General features: G+C 54.4%; 18 protein-coding genes. 9 read left to right on the top strand and 9 right to left on the bottom strand.

Going from position 1 to position 21,476, the window contains the following annotated elements:
• Window positions 1–172: 172 nt before the first annotated feature.
• The gene (locus ACFR99_RS12700; RefSeq protein WP_390287921.1) at window positions 173–1,942 is read left to right on the top strand and encodes a transposase; all 1,770 of its coding nucleotides are present in this window, start codon (window positions 173–175) and stop codon (window positions 1,940–1,942) included.
• Window positions 1,943–2,154: 212 nt separating this feature from the next.
• Here the strand turns inward: ACFR99_RS12700 and ACFR99_RS12695 are convergent, their stop codons facing one another.
• Together ACFR99_RS12695 and ACFR99_RS12690 are read right to left on the bottom strand one after the other, a co-directional pair.
• A complete protein-coding gene (locus ACFR99_RS12695; protein ID WP_390287919.1) occupies window positions 2,155–3,174 on the bottom strand; it encodes a DHH family phosphoesterase in 1,020 nt (339 codons plus the stop codon).
• 322 nt (window positions 3,175–3,496) lie between these two features.
• Window positions 3,497–4,495: an IS110 family RNA-guided transposase gene (locus tag ACFR99_RS12690; protein ID WP_390287917.1), complete on the bottom strand. Its 999-nt coding sequence runs from the start codon at window positions 4,493–4,495 to the stop codon at window positions 3,497–3,499.
• Window positions 4,496–4,886: 391 nt separating this feature from the next.
• Between ACFR99_RS12690 and ACFR99_RS12685 the strand changes: the two genes are divergently transcribed.
• Entirely contained in the window at window positions 4,887–5,864 is a 978-nt protein-coding gene (locus ACFR99_RS12685; RefSeq protein WP_390287915.1) for a DUF7983 family protein, read from the top strand.
• Between the two features lie 91 nt (window positions 5,865–5,955).
• Here ACFR99_RS12685 and ACFR99_RS12680 read toward each other — a convergent pair whose 3' ends face one another.
• Entirely contained in the window at window positions 5,956–6,183 is a 228-nt protein-coding gene (locus ACFR99_RS12680) for a DUF8129 domain-containing protein (protein ID WP_390287913.1), read from the bottom strand.
• Window positions 6,184–7,131: 948 nt separating this feature from the next.
• A complete protein-coding gene (locus ACFR99_RS12670; protein WP_390287911.1) occupies window positions 7,132–7,884 on the bottom strand; it encodes an Lrp/AsnC family transcriptional regulator in 753 nt (250 codons plus the stop codon).
• A gap of 137 nt (window positions 7,885–8,021) precedes the next feature.
• Here ACFR99_RS12670 and ACFR99_RS12665 point away from each other — a divergent pair, with 137 nt between their 5' ends.
• Window positions 8,022–10,295 carry an amino acid permease gene (locus ACFR99_RS12665; RefSeq protein ID WP_390287909.1) on the top strand — a complete coding sequence of 758 codons (2,274 nt, stop codon included), beginning with the start codon at window positions 8,022–8,024 and terminating at the stop codon, window positions 10,293–10,295.
• 16 nt (window positions 10,296–10,311) lie between these two features.
• Here ACFR99_RS12665 and ACFR99_RS12660 read toward each other — a convergent pair whose 3' ends face one another.
• The gene (locus ACFR99_RS12660; RefSeq protein ID WP_390287907.1) at window positions 10,312–10,761 is read right to left on the bottom strand and encodes a universal stress protein; all 450 of its coding nucleotides are present in this window, start codon (window positions 10,759–10,761) and stop codon (window positions 10,312–10,314) included.
• 296 nt (window positions 10,762–11,057) lie between these two features.
• A complete protein-coding gene (locus tag ACFR99_RS12655; RefSeq protein WP_390287905.1) occupies window positions 11,058–11,798 on the bottom strand; it encodes an Lrp/AsnC family transcriptional regulator in 741 nt (246 codons plus the stop codon).
• Between the two features lie 231 nt (window positions 11,799–12,029).
• On the opposite strand from ACFR99_RS12655, the gene ACFR99_RS12650 reads away from it, so the two are divergent.
• From ACFR99_RS12650 to ACFR99_RS12635, 4 genes are all read left to right on the top strand, one after another.
• A complete protein-coding gene (locus ACFR99_RS12650; protein ID WP_390287903.1) occupies window positions 12,030–12,380 on the top strand; it encodes a hypothetical protein in 351 nt (116 codons plus the stop codon).
• A gap of 268 nt (window positions 12,381–12,648) precedes the next feature.
• Window positions 12,649–13,335, top strand: a complete 687-nt coding sequence (locus tag ACFR99_RS12645; protein WP_390287901.1) for a potassium channel family protein — start codon at window positions 12,649–12,651, stop codon at window positions 13,333–13,335.
• A gap of 127 nt (window positions 13,336–13,462) precedes the next feature.
• Window positions 13,463–15,013, top strand: a complete 1,551-nt coding sequence (locus ACFR99_RS12640) for a TrkH family potassium uptake protein (protein ID WP_390287899.1) — start codon at window positions 13,463–13,465, stop codon at window positions 15,011–15,013.
• Window positions 15,010–15,240, top strand: coding sequence for a hypothetical protein (locus ACFR99_RS12635; RefSeq protein ID WP_390287897.1), 231 nt, complete (start codon window positions 15,010–15,012; stop codon window positions 15,238–15,240). Before ACFR99_RS12640 ends, ACFR99_RS12635 begins: the two co-directional genes overlap by 4 nt.
• Before the next feature lie 272 nt (window positions 15,241–15,512).
• On the opposite strand, the gene ACFR99_RS12630 is transcribed toward ACFR99_RS12635, so the two are convergent.
• Both ACFR99_RS12630 and ACFR99_RS12625 read right to left on the bottom strand, forming a co-directional pair.
• Window positions 15,513–16,199, bottom strand: coding sequence for a potassium channel family protein (locus tag ACFR99_RS12630; protein ID WP_390287895.1), 687 nt, complete (start codon window positions 16,197–16,199; stop codon window positions 15,513–15,515).
• A gap of 117 nt (window positions 16,200–16,316) precedes the next feature.
• Complete coding sequence (locus tag ACFR99_RS12625) at window positions 16,317–16,562, bottom strand: hypothetical protein (protein ID WP_130501951.1); 246 nt, start codon at window positions 16,560–16,562, stop codon at window positions 16,317–16,319.
• A 235-nt stretch (window positions 16,563–16,797) separates the two neighbouring features.
• On the opposite strand from ACFR99_RS12625, the gene ACFR99_RS12620 reads away from it, so the two are divergent.
• On the top strand, window positions 16,798–18,336 hold the full coding sequence (locus tag ACFR99_RS12620) for a TrkH family potassium uptake protein (RefSeq protein WP_390287893.1): 1,539 nt from the start codon (window positions 16,798–16,800) through the stop codon (window positions 18,334–18,336).
• A gap of 214 nt (window positions 18,337–18,550) precedes the next feature.
• Here the strand turns inward: ACFR99_RS12620 and ACFR99_RS12615 are convergent, their stop codons facing one another.
• Window positions 18,551–20,755, bottom strand: a complete 2,205-nt coding sequence (locus ACFR99_RS12615) for an amino acid permease (protein WP_390287891.1) — start codon at window positions 20,753–20,755, stop codon at window positions 18,551–18,553.
• Between the two features lie 411 nt (window positions 20,756–21,166).
• Between ACFR99_RS12615 and ACFR99_RS12610 the strand changes: the two genes are divergently transcribed.
• Entirely contained in the window at window positions 21,167–21,457 is a 291-nt protein-coding gene (locus tag ACFR99_RS12610; RefSeq protein WP_390287889.1) for a winged helix-turn-helix transcriptional regulator, read from the top strand.
• The last annotated feature ends 19 nt before the right edge of the window (window positions 21,458–21,476 follow it).

The following is a 21,476-nucleotide window of genomic DNA, read 5'->3' as shown; positions in this document are numbered from 1 at the left end:
TGTCCGAACTATGCCAAAAGCCGCCTGCTGAATAGAGTGGCTGAGGGCGAAGTAGAAAGGGGTCCGGTCAGACGGCTTATGGGCTACGCGTAGGCAGTGAAAAACTTATTAAAATCATATTGAAAAGCTATACGTCACTTCAGCTAGAATAGTCATAGTATTGGGGTAAGACGTGTTCAAAGAGAATAATGAGTATCAGCAGGAAGCACTGTTTTCGCCTGTAAAAGACCTACAACCCGGACTAAAGACGAAGTTACAGAATCACTGGTCTACTCATTTCTACGAACACGTCTTCACCCAGATTGATGAGAAGAAGTTCGGCCGGCTGTACCATGACGGGTATAGCCGGCCGAACAAACCGGTCAACGAGTTGGTTTCCCTGGAAATCATCAAGCACCTGCTTGGGCTGTCTGATGAGCAGCTCGAACACGCCTATCTGTTCGATTTTCGCGTCAGGAACGCGCTAGGGAAGGAAACGCTCGGTGACAACATCTGTGCGAAAACGTTCACTAATTTCCGCCGACGCTTACTGGAACACGAAGAAGAGACTGGTCAAGACCTGTTGCACGAGGTTTTCCAGGATCACCGAAGCTACCTCCAAGATGAGTTCGAGATTGATGCCAGTACCCAGCGAATGGATTCGACGTTTATCGAGGCTAACATCAAGCAACTCTCCCGAATCGATCTCATCGCCAAAGTCGTTCACAACTTCCTGGACGATCTCCCCGACGAGATCGTCCAGGAACTCCCTGCCGGACTAGACGAATTCGCCGACACGGAGAACCTGGAGCTGTCCTATGAACTGGAGCCTGGTGAGGTCGACTCGACCATGGAAACACTCATCGAGCATGCTGCCTGGTTGATCGACAGGTTCGAAGGGGAGCAAAACTACGCTGAACTGGAGAGTTTTGCTCATCTCCAGCAAATCCTCGACGAACAGTGCTACCGCATTCCTGAACTCGAAGACGATGACCGTGATCACGATGAAGACGACGATGACGACCATCCCGGTGACGGCGAGTCACCGGGATGGGAACCACTCAGAACCTTCACATCCAGCGAGGGAGAGACAGGCCACGAGCAGGCCAGTGATGAGCCAGCCCAGTCCGATGAGGACGACCACGAGCAAGATCGCGTCGGGCTGAAAGAGCCCGACGAGATCAGTAGCGGGTCGATGCAAAATCCCCACGACGTGGATGCGACTCACCGCCGGAAGGGCGGTGAGTCTTTTTGCGGCTACAAAACGAACGTTGCCGAGACCTGTGACGGAGAGAACCCGTTTCGACTGATCACGACGATTCGCGTTGACACGAACAACACAGACGATGGTGATCTGTTAGCCGAAGACGTGCCAGAATTGCCGGAGGAGACCGGGTTAACCGATCTCCTCGTTGACGGTGGCTACACGCACAAAGAAGTAGAGGCGTGTTGCGATGATCATGGGATCACGCAGCACTTCACGGGACTAACCGGGCAGCGGCCTCCTGCAGAGAAGTTGTCGCTAGCGGATGCAGAGTGGGACGACCACCGAATGGTTGCGTGTCCTGCCGGACACGAACCATTCGAGCAGCGGTACATGCCCGAGAGTGGTCGTATCTCAGGGCGAATGGGGAAAGAGTTCTGTGAAGACTGTCCACACAGGGAGAATTGCTTCGTCCAGGAGAAACAGCAGTTCTACAGTTACGGCTTCTACGAGCGGAAATTAGCACTTGCGCACCGACGCAAGCGGTTAGATGATCCGGCAGAGAAGGAGTTTCTGAACTTACGCGCTGGGGCTGAGTCGTTGGTCAATGAGGTGTATTACCAGGATGGGGAGAAAGCACGGTTCACAGGGGCGGTTAAGGTGAAGAACGCGTCGATAGCGAAAGCTATCGGGACGAATCTCAAGCGAGCCTCACGATTCTTGGAATCGGAGGCGAAGCGGGAGCACTCAGCGGGATAGCCGGAGGAGAAGGGAATTTTCTCGGCTCGGAAGTTGGATTCATCGAGTTGGTGAGCGATTCAGCAAATCAGTCGTCGTGATCACTCGGGGTGTTCCCGGCGGAACACCCCTTTCTCCTGTGCCCTCAGTGGCTACATTCAGTAAACTGTTACTGAAAGAGGAATCTCTGTTCGGGATGGATGTCTCACTCAGTTCAGTAGGAGTCGTTCCGTTCATTCCTCTGAATCGTCGGCAAGATCGAGCCCCGCGAGGAGGCGAGCGGTAATCACCTGTTCGACGATGTCCAGTAACTGTTCGTCGTCAGTCGTGTAATCAGCAAAGAGACCGAGTGGGATTTCACCACCTGCGACATCGTGGTGGCCACCGGCACTCCCGACATCTTTGAACGTCTCCCTGAGCACGTCACCTACGTGAATTCGTGGATCCGGCGACCGTGCACTGAGGTGAACGGTGTCGTGGACGATCCCGAAGACAATGGTCGTTTCGACGCCTTCCAGCGTGGCAAGATAATCGGCTGCTTGCGGGACCGCATCCCGTTCGGTCGTCCGTCCGACGTGAGAGATGAGCACCGCCGCTTTTGTCGTGCGGTTGTCGATCGCAGTCGAGATCGCGTCGAGTGTGGCCCCAGTAACCGACGGTGTCGACAGCTGTCGGAGCAGATCGTGATCCGCGTGGTCATGAAGATATCCCGCCGCATCATATTCCTCGCGTGTCGCTCCGCGAAGGAAGTTGAGGGTATCACGACGGATGGCAAACAGGAGCGCCGTCGCAAGCACGGCGTCGGGGTCGATATCGAGGGTGCGAACGTACTCCGTGAGAATCGTCGCAGCTGCCCCAACCTCTTCACGATGATCGACAAACTGGGCGCCAATGTCCTCGGCCGGATGGTGGTCGATCACGATATCCACGGATGTCCCCTCGGGAACGTTATTGTTCGCGCCTGGAACCGAATGATCGACGAACGCAAGCAATGCATCCGCAGCCCTATCCTGAAGAGCCGTGGGATCGAACGGTTTGAGGTCGATATCAAGCAGATTGACAAACGCTCGATTCTGCTGATGGGAGATGTCACCGCTGTAGAGGATATGCTGCTCGTCGATGCCAGCGTTAGCCGCAATTCGACCCAACGCGAGCGCGCTCGCAAGGCAATCCGGATCGGGGTTATTGTGACAGACGATGTTGAGTTCGCTGCCTTCCACGAGGAGTTCGTGGAGTTGTTGGGCCCTGCTCATTATCTAACATAGAATTGCCACATACTTAGGCGTACATAGGTGTTCCAAGTTGGTGGTCTGTGTCTCTCAGAGGTTGATTGGTGCTGAGGTCATGCAAGATACGCGCTCTGTATTCACCTATGGAAATTCTGCTGTTTAAACAAACCACGTTTGCTAAGATAATTCTTCGGGCGACAAGGACTTGCTGTAGTTTTTGAGCGTAGAATCGACAACCGGCGAACCGATAGCTACTGAAACAGCCATCAGGCGGGGGACTTCTTGTTAGCGAGAGCGGTCGCTCACGCTGCCACCAGCCGGCCAATGAGCGCCGCCCCGGCGGCGCTCAGGCACTCACCCCTGGTGGATCGTACACCTCCTCACGGTCCAGCATATGATACATTGAAACCAGCAGCTTTCGGGCGGTTGCCACAATCGCTGTTTTCGAGTTTTTCTTTCGAGCTAACCGGTTGTAGAACCGGCTGAGGTACGCGTCTTCGCACGTATGTACCGCTGAGTACGACGCTTGAACGAGCAGCCACCGGACGCGTCCTGATCCTCGCTTCGAGATGCTCCCCTCAAACCGCGAGTCGCCAGACTCGCGGATTATCGAGTTTAGTCCGACGTAACTTACGACCTCCTTGGCCCGGTCAAACCGATCTATCTCTCCCAACTCCGCGTAAATCGTCAACGCTGTAAAGTAACTCACGCCGGGAATCGTCATCAGGAACTGGGTCTCCTTCAGAGACCCAGCCCGCTCCTCGATCTCCGCTTCCAACGACTCAATTTGCTCAGTGAGTGTCTGAATGAGCTCCAGATACGACTCCAGCAACGCGTCCCACGGTGCCGGGAGCGAGAGTTCCGCCAGGAACTCTCGTCCCTTCACACTCAGCGGTTTCACCTCCTGAGTGATCCCGTGGTCACTCAACAAGCCATGGATCTTGTTCGCGTACTCGGTCCGGTTCTCAACGAGCTTCTGGCGCCCGCGCACAAGTGCGCGGGCTTGCCGAACCTCATCGGTTGGAACGTAGCTTTCAGGAATCGATCCTAACCGAACCATCCGAGCGAGTTGTTTCGCGTCGACGCGGTCAGTTTTCTTGTCCGAGTCAGAGATCAACTTCAATTCGCCTGGATTGGCGACAGTCACATCCAGATACTCTGAAAGAGTGTCATGGATGTGGTAGTAATTGCTGGTCGCTTCAAGCGCGGCTTTGGACCCAGCGTACTGCTGGGCAAAGTCGTCGAGGTTCGCGTTTTCGACGCGAACCTCTTCGACGATCTCACCGTTTTCGTCCAATACTGCGATTTGTGAGTACCGCTTGTGTACGTCGATTCCAATGAACATTGGGTTCACCTCGTGACGCCGGTGCGTGAAACAGAGATTCACCTATACGGGCTTTCCCGACTGCCGCTCCTGGCGGCAGTCGGGCTGTAATGCCCAGGACTCGGCTTCCTACGCACTCGGACCAGTCATCACCACGTGCTCTCAGGCACGGAATACAGCTCGGTCTCTTGCGTCCCATACTTGTTTCACGCTCTCATGGGATAGCAGAATTTCCATCGAGTTATCACGACTCTTCGAACAGATACGCTGATTGGTAGGAATTCTAGTGGTCAATAAGCATATCTACTTACCGGCCAATTCACCGCAGCAGTCGGTGGATCAAACCAGTTGGAGAGTTCTCTGACAGCTGCCGAGAACAAGGTTTAGTCGGGACGGTGCGTAACTTCCTCGTATGCCATTCAGCGTCAGTTGGCACACGCTTCTCGAGCATCTGGATGAGCTGCCGGCGGACGCGACACTGATCACACCACTGTCGCACTCCCACATCCACATCACAGATATCCAGGAACACCGTATTATCATCCAGTTCGACGAGTCCAGCGAGAAGCGCCCGCTCCAACGCGATCAGTTCGAGTCGCTGTATCATCAGATACAGACCGCGCACGATGGGTTCGATCTCGACCGGCTGCCGCCAGATGCTGACCCGTATCCAGCGGTGTTGAGTGTTCATCCCCGATTCGAGATCGACGAAGACGCGGGTGTGATCGCCGAGACAGATGGTCCGACGACGACCCAACTGGCCGACACAGCACACGAACCAGATATCGATGACGACGACCGCACCGAACCTGACGGCCTGGACGTCTATTCGGATGCGCTGCTGCTGATCGATGCACTCGAGCGCCACGACGTAACCGATCTGCTTGAGTTGGAGACGGCCACCCTCGTAAACCTCTACACGCTGCTGTCGGATGTTCAGCGTGACGCCAACGACTTTCGCCAGGAGGTCGCCGATGTGCTTCTCTCACGCCTCCATCACGACCGTCCTGTTGCCGGTCAGTACGGTTCCGTCCAACGTACGAGTCGCCGTAACCGCTCGCTCAAAGACGATGAGGACGTCCTCTCCATGCTCGAGGCGGAAGGGATCGACTGCGAGCGCGTCATGAGTGTTGATCGCCAGAAAGTCGACGAAGCACTCGAGGTGACGACACTCACCGAGTCCGATGTCTACGAGATCGATGAGAGCGAGTACGTTCGCAAGGCAGAGGTCGACGACGACGTCAAGGAGTCGCGCCTCCAGGGCTTGAAGGACCGGCTTGCCGCCAGCGAGGAGACAGAAGCTGAAGAACTGCAACAGGAAATCGAAGCACTCGAAGAGCGTATCGACGACCTCACGAGTTTCCGAGCAGGGACAGAAGTACAGCGATGACTGGTGACGGCTTTCACGTCATCACGTACAGGGCAAGGTATTGGCAAGGTTCCTCCCGGTCGTCCTGCAATCTGACACTGGCAGTATCGAGTTAGTCATCGTCGTCCTGTGAGCGGAGTTCGATAGCCCGCTTCTCGAGCAGGCGGAGGATCGGAACACGTTGTTGGTGCTGGTTTTCATAGGCGATGCAGGCTCGAAGCGTATCCATCTCGTTGATCGTTTCGATGCCGGCATCGATGAGTCGCGTGTTCGGTGCCTCAAGCCGCTGTGCTGGTGAGAGTCTGCTCGAGTCTTGTGTGTGTTCTGGCGTGTCGCTCATTGGATGTTGCCTCTACTCCTGTTGAGGCACGAAAAACTGTGCTGCTCTGTTGAGAATCTCTGTGAGCGAGAGAATAGCTATTCTCTGCGGTATGTACAGGAAATTCACATAAATCAACGAAGGACAGACATAGGGTTCAGTGTTCTAAAATAAACTATAAGGATATCAGACATAAACCTCAAAAATATATCACACATTATCGTCCTTTGTTTCTACTACCATAGAATCTCACTCATCTAAAAGAGTTTTCCATACTTCTTCACACTCCTCACAAAGATACCCAGAAAATCCGTCTACGTCGTGGCATTCAACGGAGGTATCTTTCCCACACCGTTCACACTTCATGAGATCTAGTTAAACACACTTGTACTAAACATCCCTGCTCTGTTCATACCATAGAAATCTAACAATTTCACACAAAATCTGTTCTTTATAACTTATAATAAATATTCACATGGCATTTTTGAATATATTGGATTATAGGGTGAGGGAAACCACACCGAGCACTAAGATTATTCTATCTGGATAATGGGGTCATTCGAGGGTGATTTGAACAAGAAATGAGCTGAGAAATAAAAAGACACCTATGTATCCAATCCCATTCGAAGTAGAGGTTGATATTGAATATGGGTATTCAATAATTTGCAAAATTATTGAAATTGCGATGAAAAGAATGCCACAAAACATAGTGTATACTAGCCAACGATGATTTGACTCGGAGCGTTTGTCAGTTTGTTCGGGCATACGGGATAGATTCGTCGTATATTCAAAAAGATGTCTTCAGCATTATGATAGTGGCTGTTGAAGGGCCCTGAATTGCTCCGAGTGTTCGTCGTAGTACAGTTCCAACTGTCCCCGTTTTCTTGATCCCGAGCGATCCACTAGAGGCAGACACCATTCCCAGAGGCGTGCTACCCGTAGCAAGCACCGGATTTCTGTAGTCAATTTTCAAGTGGCTTCTTCAGCGATGAATGCGTCAAGTGTGTGTTCAGTGTCACCGCTATGGGATAGCACTGTGACGATATCATTTGATTGAATAACGGTTGTTCCGTGAGGTGTCAATACGCGATCTCCGCGTTCAATAGCGATGACCAGTGAGTCATCATCAAGAATATCGTTTTGGACTGCCTCTTCAAGTGTATGATCGACAATAGGGGCATCAGCCTGCACAGTCACATCAACAATGTTCGCATCTCCAGTAAGGCTAATAAAATCTGCTGCCGTCTTGGCCGAAATTTCCTCGTCAGGTCCAAATAATGTATAGGGACTATGATTTTCAGACTCCACGAGCGTTTCATCTTCAATCTCAATACCCAGGTGGGAGAGTGCGCGAGTGATTCGTCTAAGGTGTTCTGTATTTTCACCAACAGCCATGATATGTAGGTTTCGACGGCCGGTCATTAATTGACGGACATTGATGACACCTGGGACAGCACTCGCCTTCTGCGCGAGTGCTTTGCGTTCGGAGACTGGTGCGTTGCAAATATAGAGGTTTGTCAAGTAGCTATCCGCTCGTTCGAAGTCAATTTCAGCGGTATACTTACGGATGATATTGTTTTCTTCGAGTTGGCTGATTCGATTTCGGATCGTTGCAGGAGAGACGTTCACTTGGTCAGCGATCGTTGGCGAGGACGTATTCCGGGCATCGTGCATCAATTCGTAAATAATACGCCGGTCGATCTTATCAAGCCGATAGTCCATGATACCCGTATAGTATTGTGGTACTTTATATCAATGCTCTGAATGTGAATTACTTAATCAGCAATCACATAGGGCATATATTGCTGATGGATGAATCATACCGGGGTCCTTATATGAATGGTGTTCAATTTCCCGGTATGAGCCACAGCGAGGGTGACGAGGAACTGGCGAAGGACCTCGGCCTCATTTCTGCGATGACGATCGGTATCGGGACGATGATCGGTGCCGGGATTTTCGTCTTACCCGGTGTCGCCGCCAACGCAGCAGGGCCGATTGTCGTCGTATCGTTCGTCGTCGGCGGCCTGATTGCGATGGTAAACGCACTGTCTATCTCCGAACTCGGGACTGCAATGCCGAAAGCTGGCGGTGGATACTACTATATCAACAAGTCACTTGGGCCGATGTTCGGATCGATCGCGGGCATGGGTGATTGGATGGGGCTTGCCTTCGCCTCCGCGTTCTACTGTATCGGATTCGGGCAGTATCTCGCCGTTTTTGTCCCCTTACCCGAGGTTGTGTTTCTCAGCCCGATCCAGCTCGGGGCGCTCCTTGCCGGCGGTGTTTTCGTTGCCGTCAACTATATCGGTGCCAAGGAGACCGGGAGCATCCAGACGATCATCGTGTTCACGTTGCTCGCGATTCTCGCTGCGTTCTCACTCGCGGGCTTTTCCTCATTCGATTATGCGACACTGGCTAACGAGGGCGGTCTCGCACCGTTCGGGACAGGGGCGATCCTGCCGGCGACTGCACTGGTGTTCGTGTCGTTTCTCGGCTACGCGAAGATCGCAACTGTCGCCGAGGAACTGAAAAACCCCGGACGGAACCTTCCCATCGCCATTATCGGGAGTGTCGGGATCGTGACCGTCATCTACGCGATTCTCGTGACGACGATGCTTGGGGTCATCTCGTGGCCAGACCTCAGTCAGGATGCGCCGGTCGCACAGGCTGCTGAGGTCGCGTTTCCCGCCTCTATCGGCCCCATCGGGGGTGTCGCTGCGGCGGCAGCGGCCTTGATGACCGTTGGCGCGCTGTTGGCGACGGCGTCGTCGGCGAACGCCTCGATCCTCGCCTCAGCACGTATCAACTTCGCGATGGGCCGTGACAAGATCGTCACCAACTGGCTCAACGAGATCCATCCGAACTTCGCGACGCCCTACCGGTCGATTATCGTCACTGGTGGGCTCATCATCGTGTTTATCGCGTTTTTAGGGAAAGACCTCGAGGTGCTTGCAAAAGCGGCGAGCGTCCTCCACCTCATCGTCTACGCGCTGATGAACGCCGGACTCATCGTGTTTCGGGAGGCGGACGTCCCGGAGTACGATCCCGATTTCCGGGTTCCGTTCTATCCTATCACGCCGATCCTCGGGGCGGTATTATCGCTCGGGCTCGTCGCGTTTATGGACAGTCTGGAGATCGCACTGTCTGCAGCGTTCGTTGTCGGTGCTGTGCTCTGGTACTTCCTCTACGCCCGCGATAAAACGTCACAACAGGGTGTGCTCTCGCACTACATTCGGAGCCGTGAGGAAGAGTTGCCGGATCGGGTCGTCGAGGCTGCTGATGCAGTCGCACCGAGTGGATCGGACGGGCCGACGATCATGGTCGCACTGGCCAACCCCCGAACTGAGAGTGCGCTTATCACACTTGCCAGTGCGATCGCTAAACACGAAGGCGGTCGCGTGCTCGCAACACACATCGTCACCGTGCCAGACCAGACGACGCTGACCGCTGCCGCCGAGAACGGCGATCTTAACGCCGCCTCGGAGACGCTTCTCGACGCCGCCAAAGAAGATGCAGCGGCGTTCGATGTACCAATTGAGACGAAGACGATCCTGTCCCATCGCAGTCTTGAAGAGGTGTACGATGCAGCGCAATCGAACGATGCCGACAAAGTCGTGATGGGCTACGGCGGCACGCAGTTTGCGAGTGGGCGCGCCGAAAGCACCCTTGACGAACTGACACATGACTTGCCGTGTGATTTCCTCGTTCTGGACGCAACGGAGTTCGATCCGAGCGATGTCGTCGTCCCCACTGCCGGCGGAGCGTCGTCAGATCTCTCCGCAGAGGTCGCCCTCGCACTGCAGGAAACGCTTGATACCGAAGTGATGTTGTTACACGTCGTCGACGATGGAGAAGAAGAGGAAGGGCGTGAATTCCTGCGTGACTGGGCCGACAGCCATCAGTTGTCGGATGCCAACTTACACATCGAGACGGGTGATACCGAAACCGTGATCGAACGCGTCAGTGCTGATCACGATCTCGTCATACTCGGCGCAACGGAGCGTGGACTCCTGTCACGTATCGTTCGGGGCTCACTCGTGTTTGATGTTATCGAGGACCTCGACACACCGGTTTTGCTGACCGAACGACCATCGTCGCGTTCGCTCCGCGATCGGCTGTTTGGCCGCCGCTGAGACACTCAGCGTGTGATCACTCGGCTGATGCGTCTCCATCTGTCCGCGGTAGTGCGATGACGGGCCGACTGGCTTGGGTAACGAGTTTGAGCGAGCGGTCACCCGATAGAAACTGCATAATTCGGTTTCCACCACGGGAACGATACGCGATAGAGCTCGCATCTACCTCATCAGCAGCCTCGAAAATAGCAGCGACGACATCTCGGGCGTAGGCAGTGTGGTCGTTCGCATCAGGAAAGACCCTGCGGACAGCGGCGTATGATTCTGCAGCGATGTTTTCGGACTGCTCGACAGGCGTCTTATCTGGAACGCCCTCTCCTTTTTCGACGACGTGAAGTACTGTCACCTTGTCTGGATTATACGGTTCAAGCGATAATGCTGTCTTCTCAGCATCGTTCTCGTTTGCAACCGGAACAAGAACGTGTCTAAGAAGATTGCCGTGGAAGGTGTCTGGTATACTGCCCATACAAGAGAAAAAGATAACATACAGTATAACAGCTGGGTATCTCTTACCTTAACCGAGAAGTCGCTGTGGGTCCGTCATGTCTCGTGCAGATTCACGGCCAACAGGAACCGGAATACGGCTTACAATATCTTGGTACGTGGTCTGAAGCAAGTAAGGAGGGCTGTCCCAAATCACCGACTGGGGAGACTGCGCTCCCTACGAGAACCAATTCGGTTCCTGCAAAGCGCGTTTGTAGTGGAAACAGGAAGTCCAACCCTACTGCTCACCTGACGGCTCGCGCTTGAGGGAGGGGTAGTTCACCCAGTAAACACCTCTAAGGTGTTATCAGTGATCCCTGATCGCGAGTGAATCGTCACGAAGTCATCTTTCCTGATCGTGGTCTCTCCTGTCGGAGTGATGGCTTGATCGCCTCGATCAATTCTCACTACCAGCACACTTGCGGGGATAAGGTTCTCTTCGTTGGCTTGTTGAAGCGTTTTGCCAGTGATTGGTGCACCTTCCTTCACAATGACCTCGATCACATCTGCATCTCCAGCGAGACCTGCAACACCGGTTACTGGCGAAATTGGTTCCTTTTCCCGAGGTCCGAACTGAGCGTACGGGCGGACATATTCTCGGTGAATAAGGCCCTCATCATCAATTTCGATACCAAGAGCTGTAATATCCTGTGCGATACGTGTGAGGTCATCAGTATCCATCCCGACGACCTTGATTTGGAGATCGCCTTTGCCAGTCATGATCTCTCTGACGTTGATAACACCTGGAACATCAAGCACCCGCTGGGCCTGTTCCTGCCGATCAGTCGCCGGCGTGGTACAGGTGAATAGGTTTGTTAGTCGACCGTCGGCTTGCTCGTAGTCCACATGAGCATGATAACCCTGAATGATCCCATTTTCTTCGAGACGGCGAATCCGATTACGAACAGTCGGAGCAGAGACATCTACTTTCTCCGCGATATCAGGTGCGGACGTATGACGGCCCTCCTGCGTAAGATAATACAGTATCTCCTCGTCTATCTCATCGATTCCTTTGGACATACTTATGTGTGATAACTGGTTCCCTTTTGGCTTTTAACTTGACCTTTGTTCTCGATTGGAAACAGCATCAATCATCCCATATACGTGATACTGTCTGATGGAGAAGTAGGGATTTTACAGGAGACACGGCATCTCAAAGACGATAAACGATAAGAAAATATTCTGGGGCTGAAAGAACGTATCCGTAAATCTAGCGGAAGTTATTTTGCTTTCCAGAATAGCGATCCACGTATGAGCAATTCAGACGACGAACAATCACTCTCAGAGCGGCTCCCAGATGCTCTAGTTGAGCAACTGGATACCTTTGAGCCGCCAGAACTTCGTACAGTACACGAATACGTCGAACAGCTTCTTGAAGAAGCTCATCCGCCGATAGAGAAACAGATTCGCGAAGAAGCGAAAGGTGATGTTCTCGCCATTGAGGATGAGGAAGTATACACATTAGTCAAAATGCGGTCTCCTGATACGGGCGATTCGGACAGTGACTCATCCCCTGTTTCCCTCTACCATGTGACTCGGGAGAGACATCCAGATGGTGAAGAAGACCTCAACTGGTCACTTCTTGGAGATCTAGAAGAGTGATCTGCTAATGCGATCTCCTGTAGAATCTATCGTTGTTCTACGTTGTTCCAGTTTCCACCGAGGCGAACGCACGGGACATGGCAGCTATCTTCGAATGCTATCAGTTCCACCGCGTCACAGGTATCCATGCCGTAGAAAAGACGATGGCTCCCTTGTGGAGAGCATTGGCGAACAAACAGACGGAACAGTCATGATGGCACGTGGGCCAGAGGAGTCTCCCCTGTCGATTTGGGAAGCGATCATGCAGCGACTCGAGTTATAAGTATACATGTATATTATCATCGTTGGAGCAGGAGATATTGGAACGCCACTGATCAACATCGCGACTCGGTCGGGCAACGAAGTTGTCGTCATCGAGAACGACGAAGAACGAGCTGATCGGGTTTCCGGTGAGTACGATTGTCTGGTTCTCAATGACGATGCGACGGCCCATGGGGTACTCATGGATGCCGGTATCGAAGGGGCAGACGCCCTAATCAGTACGACCGACCGAGATGCGACCAACATCATGGTCTGTCTGCTCGCCAAAGAACACGAGGTTCCAGCAGTCGTCTCAGTCGTGCATGACCCAGAGCATATGAACGTGTTCCGCCAGATCGGCGTCAACACCATGGAGAACCCCCAGGAACTCATCGCCGAGTACCTGTATCGGTCGGTCGCTCGCCCGGCAATCGTCGACTACATGCGAATCGGCGAAGAGGCAGAAGTGTTCGAGATCCGAGTCACCGAAAACGCCCCACTTGCCGGCAAAACGATCGTCAAGGCAGCCGAGGAGGGGGTCCTCCCCGACGACGTCCTGATCGTCGCGATCGAACGCGAAGGACAGGGCTCACCCCTTACTCCCAAAGGTGGGACGGAAATCGAACCCGGTGATTTGCTGACCGTCTATTCGGCATTTGGTGCTGACCCCGAACTGACTGATGTGTTCGGTCATTCTGAAGACCGAATTAAATGACGACCGAAATGAGGAGCCGAAGTGGTGATATGTACTTTTCAAATCAATAATCTAAGAAAATACAAATTAAAATGGATACTCAGTACATCGATGCAAATAAAAATTCGACGATGAAGGTGAGATGTGTATGAACGATGCGATGGAAACAATCAGCCGAGACTTGGGGCGCATGTTTCAAGCGCTGGCCGGGTTACTGTTCGTCTCGCTGCTCATCCCGCTTGTCTGGGGAGAGTACTGGGCGATGCCGGCCCTCATCGTCTCCGGGTTACTCCCGCTTGGGATCGGCTACCTCCTGACATCGACGTTTCGGGAGGCGACCCAGCCTGGGAAGTTACACGGGATGATTATCGCCGCGACGGGCTGGTTCTGTGTCGCGCTCTTCGGATCGGTCCCTTTCCTCCTCATTGCGTGGACCGTTGAGCTTGGGCTCCCAGTCCTTGAGACGCCGGCACAGACGGAGACACTCGCGGCGTTTACCAATCCGCTCAACGCCGTCTTCGAGAGTATGAGCGGCTTTACCGGGACTGGCCTGACAATGACCGACAACGAGGAGGTCTTACCGCGGACGCTGCAGTGGTGGCGGTCGTTCATCGAGTGGGTCGGTGGCGTCGGCGTGATCGTCCTGACAACGGCGATCCTCGCCCGCCCTGGCAGTGGGTCACTGACACTCTATGAGAGCGAAGCGCGATCCGAACGGATTCATCCGAGTATCGTCTCCACGGTGCAGACGATCTGGTGGATCTTCCTCCTCTTTACGTTCGTCTCGATTCTGCTGCTGTGGGTCGTCGGGATGCCGCTCTGGGGTGCAATCAACCACGCTATGACAGGCTTATCAACTGGTGGATTCTCGATCACGGACAACTCGATCGCCACCTACGACAGCGTCGCTATCGACTTCGCGCTCCTGCCGATCATGCTGCTCGGCAGTATCGCGTTTCCAGTGCACTATCTCATCCTGCAAGGCGACCTCCGAAATCTCTATACGGATCTCCAGACTCGATGGGTATTCATCTACATGAGCGCTGGCACGCTCGCTCTTACCGCGCTCGTCTACGTCACCGAAACGTATGACACCCTGTTTACGGCATTTCGCTACAGTTCCTTCCAGTTCGTCTCGGCGGCAACCTGCGCTGGCTTCCAGACTGCAGTCGACTCGACGAATGTGGCGCTTGGCCGGTGGCCAGCACAGGCCCAGCTCACGGTGGTCTTCGGGATGATCGTCGGCGGTGCAGCCGGGTCGACAGTCGGCGGAATCAAGCTCATCCGGGCGCTCACGCTGTTAAAAGGAACCCGATTCCGTATCGCGGATGTCTTTTATCCCAAGACAGCAGTTCGCCGGTTGAAAATCAACGGTCGCCGTCTCAACGAACAGGAAGTCCGCCAGGAGTTCGAGGAAGCAGCCATCATCGGCTTTCTCTGGTTTGTCTTCCTTGGCATTGGGATGTTTGTGCTTCTCCTAATACTTCCACAAGGGGAGTACACCCTCGAAAACGTCATCTTCGAGGTCGCAAGCGCACAGGGCAACGTCGGCCTCTCTGCGGGCATTACCGGCCCAGAGTCGCTGCCGACGCTCGGGAAACTCATGTTCCTGTTCAATATGTGGATTGGTCGCCTTGAGATCATCCCCGTACTGGTGACGCTTCGGGCACTCTTCCGCCGGGGTGGGATATACCAATGAATCTTCGCGACCTCCCGGTCGTTGGAGAACTCCTTGAGGCAGGTGCTGAGGATCGGGTCTTCGATGTACTGCTGCTTCTCGGTCCACTAATCATTCTTTTCATCGCTGTCGTGGGACGGTCGATTTTCACATCTGGTGTTGCAATAACTTATATATTATTTTTCATTTCATACATAATTTATCGTAGTGTGCGTGATGGAAACGCACAGTCAGAAAAGAACCAATGACGATTGATAACAATATCGAAATAAACACTTCTGGCATCGCCTAGTACGCGCTCTGGACCAAGGAGACGAGCAGCGAGACGAACAAGAGTCCAGTCAGCGCCGAAACATCAGCCGCAAGTCTCAGCCGACTATTTCCGTCGCCTTGTTTATTCATCACTTTCTTCCCCCGGTTGCGGTTAATATACACGTCGAAATCGCAACTCACCTGAATTCGAGCCCTCCGTAAGGAGTGCTGTCGAAAGCCGCGAGTCCATGGCCGCCCGGCTCAGGCGTCATTTCACCCGGTCCTCGTAGTGGCCGAACACGTTTGTCAGTTCGGGTTCGGCACCAAATCCTGAGTAGACGGTCAACAGATCGCCGGTCTGGATGGTTGTGCTTCCCTTTGGAGTAATTGGCGGGTCCTGTCCTTCGCGTTCAATGGCAACGATCAGCACATCGTCGGGAATAATTTCTTTATTCGCGGCCTCGAGGATCGTTTTGCCGACGATCGGCGCGTTTTCGGTGACTCGGATCTCGAACACTTCTGCCTCTTCGCCGATTCGCATATAGTCGACGATCGCCGGGCGAGCGACCGACCGATACAGGTACTCGGCGATGAGTTCCTGGGGGTTCTCCATGGTGTTGACGCCGATCTGGCGAAACACGTTCATGTGTTCTGGATCGTGGACGACCGACACGATCGACGGTACCTCGTGTTCCTGCGCGAGCAGACAGACCATGATGTTGGTCGCGTCCCGATCAGTTGTACTGATCAGGGCATCGGCTTTCCCGATTCCAGCGTCGATGAGCGCTTCATGGGCTGTGGCGTCGTCGTTGAGGATCAGACAGTCGTACTCACCGGCGGCTCGATCTGCGCGTTCGGAATCTTTCTCGATGACGACAACCTCATTTCCCGATTGGGTCGCGATATCGATCAGCGGGATCCCGATATCGCCCGCACCGACGACGATGATATACATTACGTCGGGTTTCTTCGGTCTCCGATGAAAACATACCGCTTCGGCACTGCTTGCCTCCATCTCCCGGCCTTGAGCGACAGTCGGCTGGATTCGCCCGTCAGACGGCCGTCACCACCGTTACTGATCCCAGGGAGGTCGCTGTCGTCGTCGCTTCGACTGTTCCTCCGATTCGGCCAGGATTCGCTCGATCGCCCACCCGGCCCACAGAAAGACGATCGCCATGAATGCGACCATCTCGATCCGGACGACCGATCCATGTCGAACCGTGAGGACGAGTGCCATGATCGCCACTGCTGTAGCAACGACGCCGAACACGTCGTAAAACGAGTGTGGGTGGCGAACACTTGGTAATTGTACGTTCATAGGTCACACTACGCACGGCTCGTATAAAGTACCTGTACCCGTCTCGCATCGGTGCTACGACCTCAGAATCGGCGCTCGCGGTGGTGATACTGTCGGATACCATCCCGCCGCACGGAGCGAGCGGCGGCCGGATCGAGGACGCCGGACAGCGTGTCGGTCACGATGGATTAATTACGGCCTTAGCGAAATGCCGTTACAACCGTGTCCAGACGTGACTCCGTGAGTGGGGTGTTCTATGCGACTCCGAACTGAGTGGCGCGCCAGCTTCGCACTCGTCGGGACCGTCCTCAAGTATCTCTCCGTTCCGTTAGTGATCCCGATCGTCGTGGCGTTCATTTACGGCGACTCGGTGTTTCCGTTCGTCGCGACGATCGCACTGACGATCGCCGTCGGCCACGGCCTCGAGCAACTCGACCTCGAGCCGGACCTGCAGATCCGTGAAGCGATGCTGTTCGTCGCGATCTCGTGGCTCGCCGTCGCCGCCGTGGGCGCGGTCCCGTACGTGCTCGCGGGCTGGGGAACCGAATCGACGCTCGCCGATCCCGTCAACGCGCTGTTCGAGTCGATGTCCGGCTTTACGACGACCGGAGCGACCGTACTCGGGGAGATCTCGCTGGAACGCCACTCCCACGCCGTGATGATGTGGCGCCAGCTCACCCAGTGGCTCGGTGGGATGGGGATCATCGTGTTGATGGTCGCGATCCTCCCGGAGGTCGCCGTCAGCGGTGCCCAACTCATCGAGTCGGAGGCGCCGGGTCCGGAGCTACAGAAACTGACCCCGCGGATCGCCGAGACGGCACAGATCCTCTGGCTCGTCTACTTCGCTTTTACTGCTATCTACATCGCGTTGCTCTATGGCTTTCATCTCGTGGGAATGGCTCCTAACATGGGGCTGTACAACGCCATCGCCCACGGGTTCACAACGCTCCCGACGGGCGGGTTCTCCCCAGAGGCCGACAGCGTCGCGGCCTTTTCTGCGATCGTCCAGTGGACGGCAATCCCCTTCATGATCATCGCCGGGACGAACTTCGCCCTGTTCTGGCACGTCTTCAGCGGTGAAGGTAATCGCTTTGTTCGAAACACCGAGTTTCGCGCCTACATCGCCGCGATCGCCGGGCTGACCGTCCTCCTCGCCGGGATGCTCTACTCTGGCACCGCACCGGCGCTTGCGGGCCTTGGCGGCGTAACCGAGGGCATCCTCGAGAACTCGCTGCGACAGAGCACCTTCCAGATCGCGTCGTTGCTGACCTCGACCGGTTACGCGACCAGCGACTTCGTCGAGTGGTCTTCGACGGGAAAGATCGTCCTCCTCTTTGCCATGCTCGTCGGCGGTTCGGCTGGCTCGACCGGTGGTGGTGTCAAGGTGGTTCGATGGGTGATCATTTTCAAAGTCCTCCGACGGGAACTGCTCACGGCCTCTCACCCCGAAGTCGTTCGGCCGGTCCGGCTCGGCGGTAACGTCGTCGACGAGGACGCGATCCGCGGCGTCCTCGGCTTCACCTTCATGTATCTCATCATCTTCGCCGTCGCGACGCTGTTCATCGCGCTCGATGCCAGCCGCATCGGCTACACGCTGACGCCGCTCGAGGCGTTCAGCGCCAGCCTCGCGACGATTGGCAACATCGGTCCTGGGTTCGGCTCGCTCGGCCCGTTCGGGAGCTACCTCGAGTTCCCTGATAGCTCGAAGCTCCTGATGGTCTTTCTCATGTGGATCGGTCGCCTCGAGATCATTCCCGTGCTCGTGTTGTTCACTGGTAACTTCTGGACACGCTGAATATCATTCAAATTGCCATACCTGTCTAAAGTCCTGTTCTCTCACTGGGTGTTAAGTCACTGTTAGCGGAAGTTCATATGCTCCTCGTCTTATACTGTTCTGTTGAACATCGATCTAATCAGCCGATACCACTGGCTTAGAAGGATGAAGCCGAGGAATTCTCTTGCGTTTCTCCCCTACCACGGTAGGGCAGGGAACTCGTGCTGCTTTTCGTTTAGAATACGATTCGTTCGACTGCTCGACGGAGCAGGCCAGGATTACCCCGCTTCGACTCAATTTGAATTGCCGTACAATCGATGTTATCAATAATTCTCTCTGCTGGTCGTCCGAATAGATTCCCTCGTATTCGTCCTCCATCTGTACCAATGACAAGGATATCAGCAGTATCAGTTATTGATACAAAGTCCTGTTCGGGTTCGTTGGTCTCGATAATCGAGCGATTCACGGGGACCGAACACAGCGACTCTAGTTCCGCAAGGTACTCATTTATTGTTTCATGCTGAGTCTCGGTTGCAGCACTATCGAGCGGATACAGTAAGTCTATTTCACCCCCAGCCTCTCTCGCTAACGCGTTTGCAACGGTGATTTTTTGCGGATCGAACGGCCCGCGGTCGGTAATGACTGTGACGGTGTCAATTCGATCGAGGTCACGGTCCTCGATCAGTAATACGTCACATGGTGCCTTGCGCGTGATCCACTCGACAGTTGTCCCGAATATCGGCGCGTACAGTGGGTCATCACTTCGCTCGAGCAAGAGGAAGTCCGCACTTTCGTGTTCGGCAAAGTTAGCGATCGCTCGCTTCGTGTCGTGACTGACGATTTCGCCGTACTGGATCGGGACATCGAACTCGTCGGTCAGTGGCTCTGTCTGCTCCTCGAACTCGATGTCCGCCGGCGACTGTGTCTCCGACGCTTGTCGGAGCGGTACTTGGTCGGGAACCTCGTCGAACTGAACGACGGTGACGCTTCCGTCGTTCTCGCGGGCGATATCAGCAGCGATCCGCAGGAACGTCTGTTCCTGTCGCTCACTCGTTCCCTCAGTGAGAGCGACGAGTACCTCGTACCCATCCACCTCGAAGGTTGATTTCGTCCGCTCGACAGCTTTGCGACCGACGGTTCGCCGTACAACGTCTGTGGCAGCACCCTCGCGCTGGACCCGGTCTCGCGCGTAGTACGCATACCACAGTATCGACCCTGCTGTGATAACGACAGCGCCGACAAGCGGGATCGTTCCCATGTACCCAATGAGAAGGAACCCGCCAGCGATCCCGACAATCTGCGTCCATGGATAGAGCGGTGACTCGAAACTGGGGTCGTAGTCCCCAACGTTTCCCTCACGGAAGGCGATAACTGCGCCATTGACCAGTGCAAAGACGATAATCTGGAACGCACTCGCCAGTTTCGCGATCTGGAGGATCGGAACGAATGCGATGAGCAGTAACATCACAGCACCGGTGAGCGTAATTGCCCGTGCAGGCGTCCCCCACTTTTCGTGAATCTCTGTCAGAGACGGCGGTGCAAGCTGGTCTCGAGCCATCGCAAACGGATACCGAGACGACGACAGGATACCTGCATTGGCTGTACTGATCAATGCGAGGACTGCAGCGCCGATGACGGCAATTACACCTGGCCAGGCAAGTGTCGCTTCGGCCGCGTGAATCATCGGCACTGCAGAGTCACTTAACAGATCGGGCGGGGTCACACCTACCATCACCACAACAATGAGGACGTAGAGGAGCGTCGTGAACGAAAGCGACCCGAGGATCCCGAGTGGAATGTTTCGATCCGGGTTTTCCACCTCCTCAGCCACGCTCGCGATCTTGGTCACACCCGCGTAGGAGACGAACACGAGGCCAGTAGCAGCGAGGAGCCCATCAGATCCCTTACTGAAGAAACCGGTATAATAGGTGCCGGTCGTCGATGGGAGCCCACCGACGACAAACCAGACCATCGCCGCGAGCATTACCGTGACGATGGCAATTTGCAGACGTCCAGTCTGTTTTGCACCGACGAGATTGACGAGAACGAGAACGGCTGCCAGCGCGAGTGCAACCGGTTTCACCGGCAGGTCAAATAGGTAGAGCAGATAGGGGACGCCTCCGACCAGCGCCAACGCGCCTTTGAACGACAGCGAAAACCATGTTCCGACACCGGCGATCGTTCCGAGCAACGGACCCATGCCGCGTTCGATATAAATGTACGTTCCACCTGCCTCCGGCATCGCTGTCGCCATCTCCGCCTTGCTTAGCGCAGCCGGCAAAACGAGCACCCCCGCAAGCAGGTACGCGAGAATAACAGCCGGACCCGCCGTTTTTAGAGCCAGGCCAGGAAGTATGAAGATCCCACTTCCAATCATCGCGCCGATACTAATAGCGACTACCGCGAACAGTCCAAGGTCGCGTTCGAGTTCTTTTGGCATAGTTTCACTCATCAATTATCGGCCATCGGCCACTGCTCCAGCCAACATCGAAATTACACAGACGGTGTCAACATCGGTAGCTTCTCAGACGCGTCTGCGTTGTATGGGCCACTACGGAATGACCCATTCCTAGTTCCATATGAGAGATATGGCGGTATCAGCATAAACCCGGTGTTTTCATTTGGGTATCCGCAAAATAGTGCCCTATATTTTGCTGTACTGTCCTATAGAAGATGACATAGATAGAGTAGAATGTTCTGATAATTATCACTACTAGAAAATTTATCGGTTAACAGTAAACTTCGTAAGGATTTGTAATATAAAAACAACTATTCCGAAACTATCGGTAAGCCATATAATTAATATAGTGTTATTATAGTAATTGATAACAATGGGTGGGGACTGGTGATTATGAGACTCCGACGTCCAACAGACTTCCTAATCCTCGAGGCACTGAATGAGACGGGACGGAACGTTGCGACGAACCTTGCAGCGCACACGGGGAAGAGCCGGCAGAACATCAATACTCGGCTACCGGTGCTTGCAGATTACGGTCTCGTACGCAAAATTGGACCCAAAGAACGATCTGGACTGTATGAAATCACACCAAAGGGGCAAGCAGCACTCGCTCACAGAGACGAGCACCGGAGGGTAGGAGATTTCGAACAGCTGATCGAAGACGAGGTGACGACGACTAGTTGAACTGCGCCCACTCCTTGAG

The organism is Haloarchaeobius amylolyticus (assembly GCF_042678045.1).
In the GTDB taxonomy this organism is placed as follows: domain Archaea; phylum Halobacteriota; class Halobacteria; order Halobacteriales; family Natrialbaceae; genus Natrinema; species Natrinema amylolyticus_A.
This window is presented reverse-complemented; position numbering and strand designations above follow the sequence as displayed.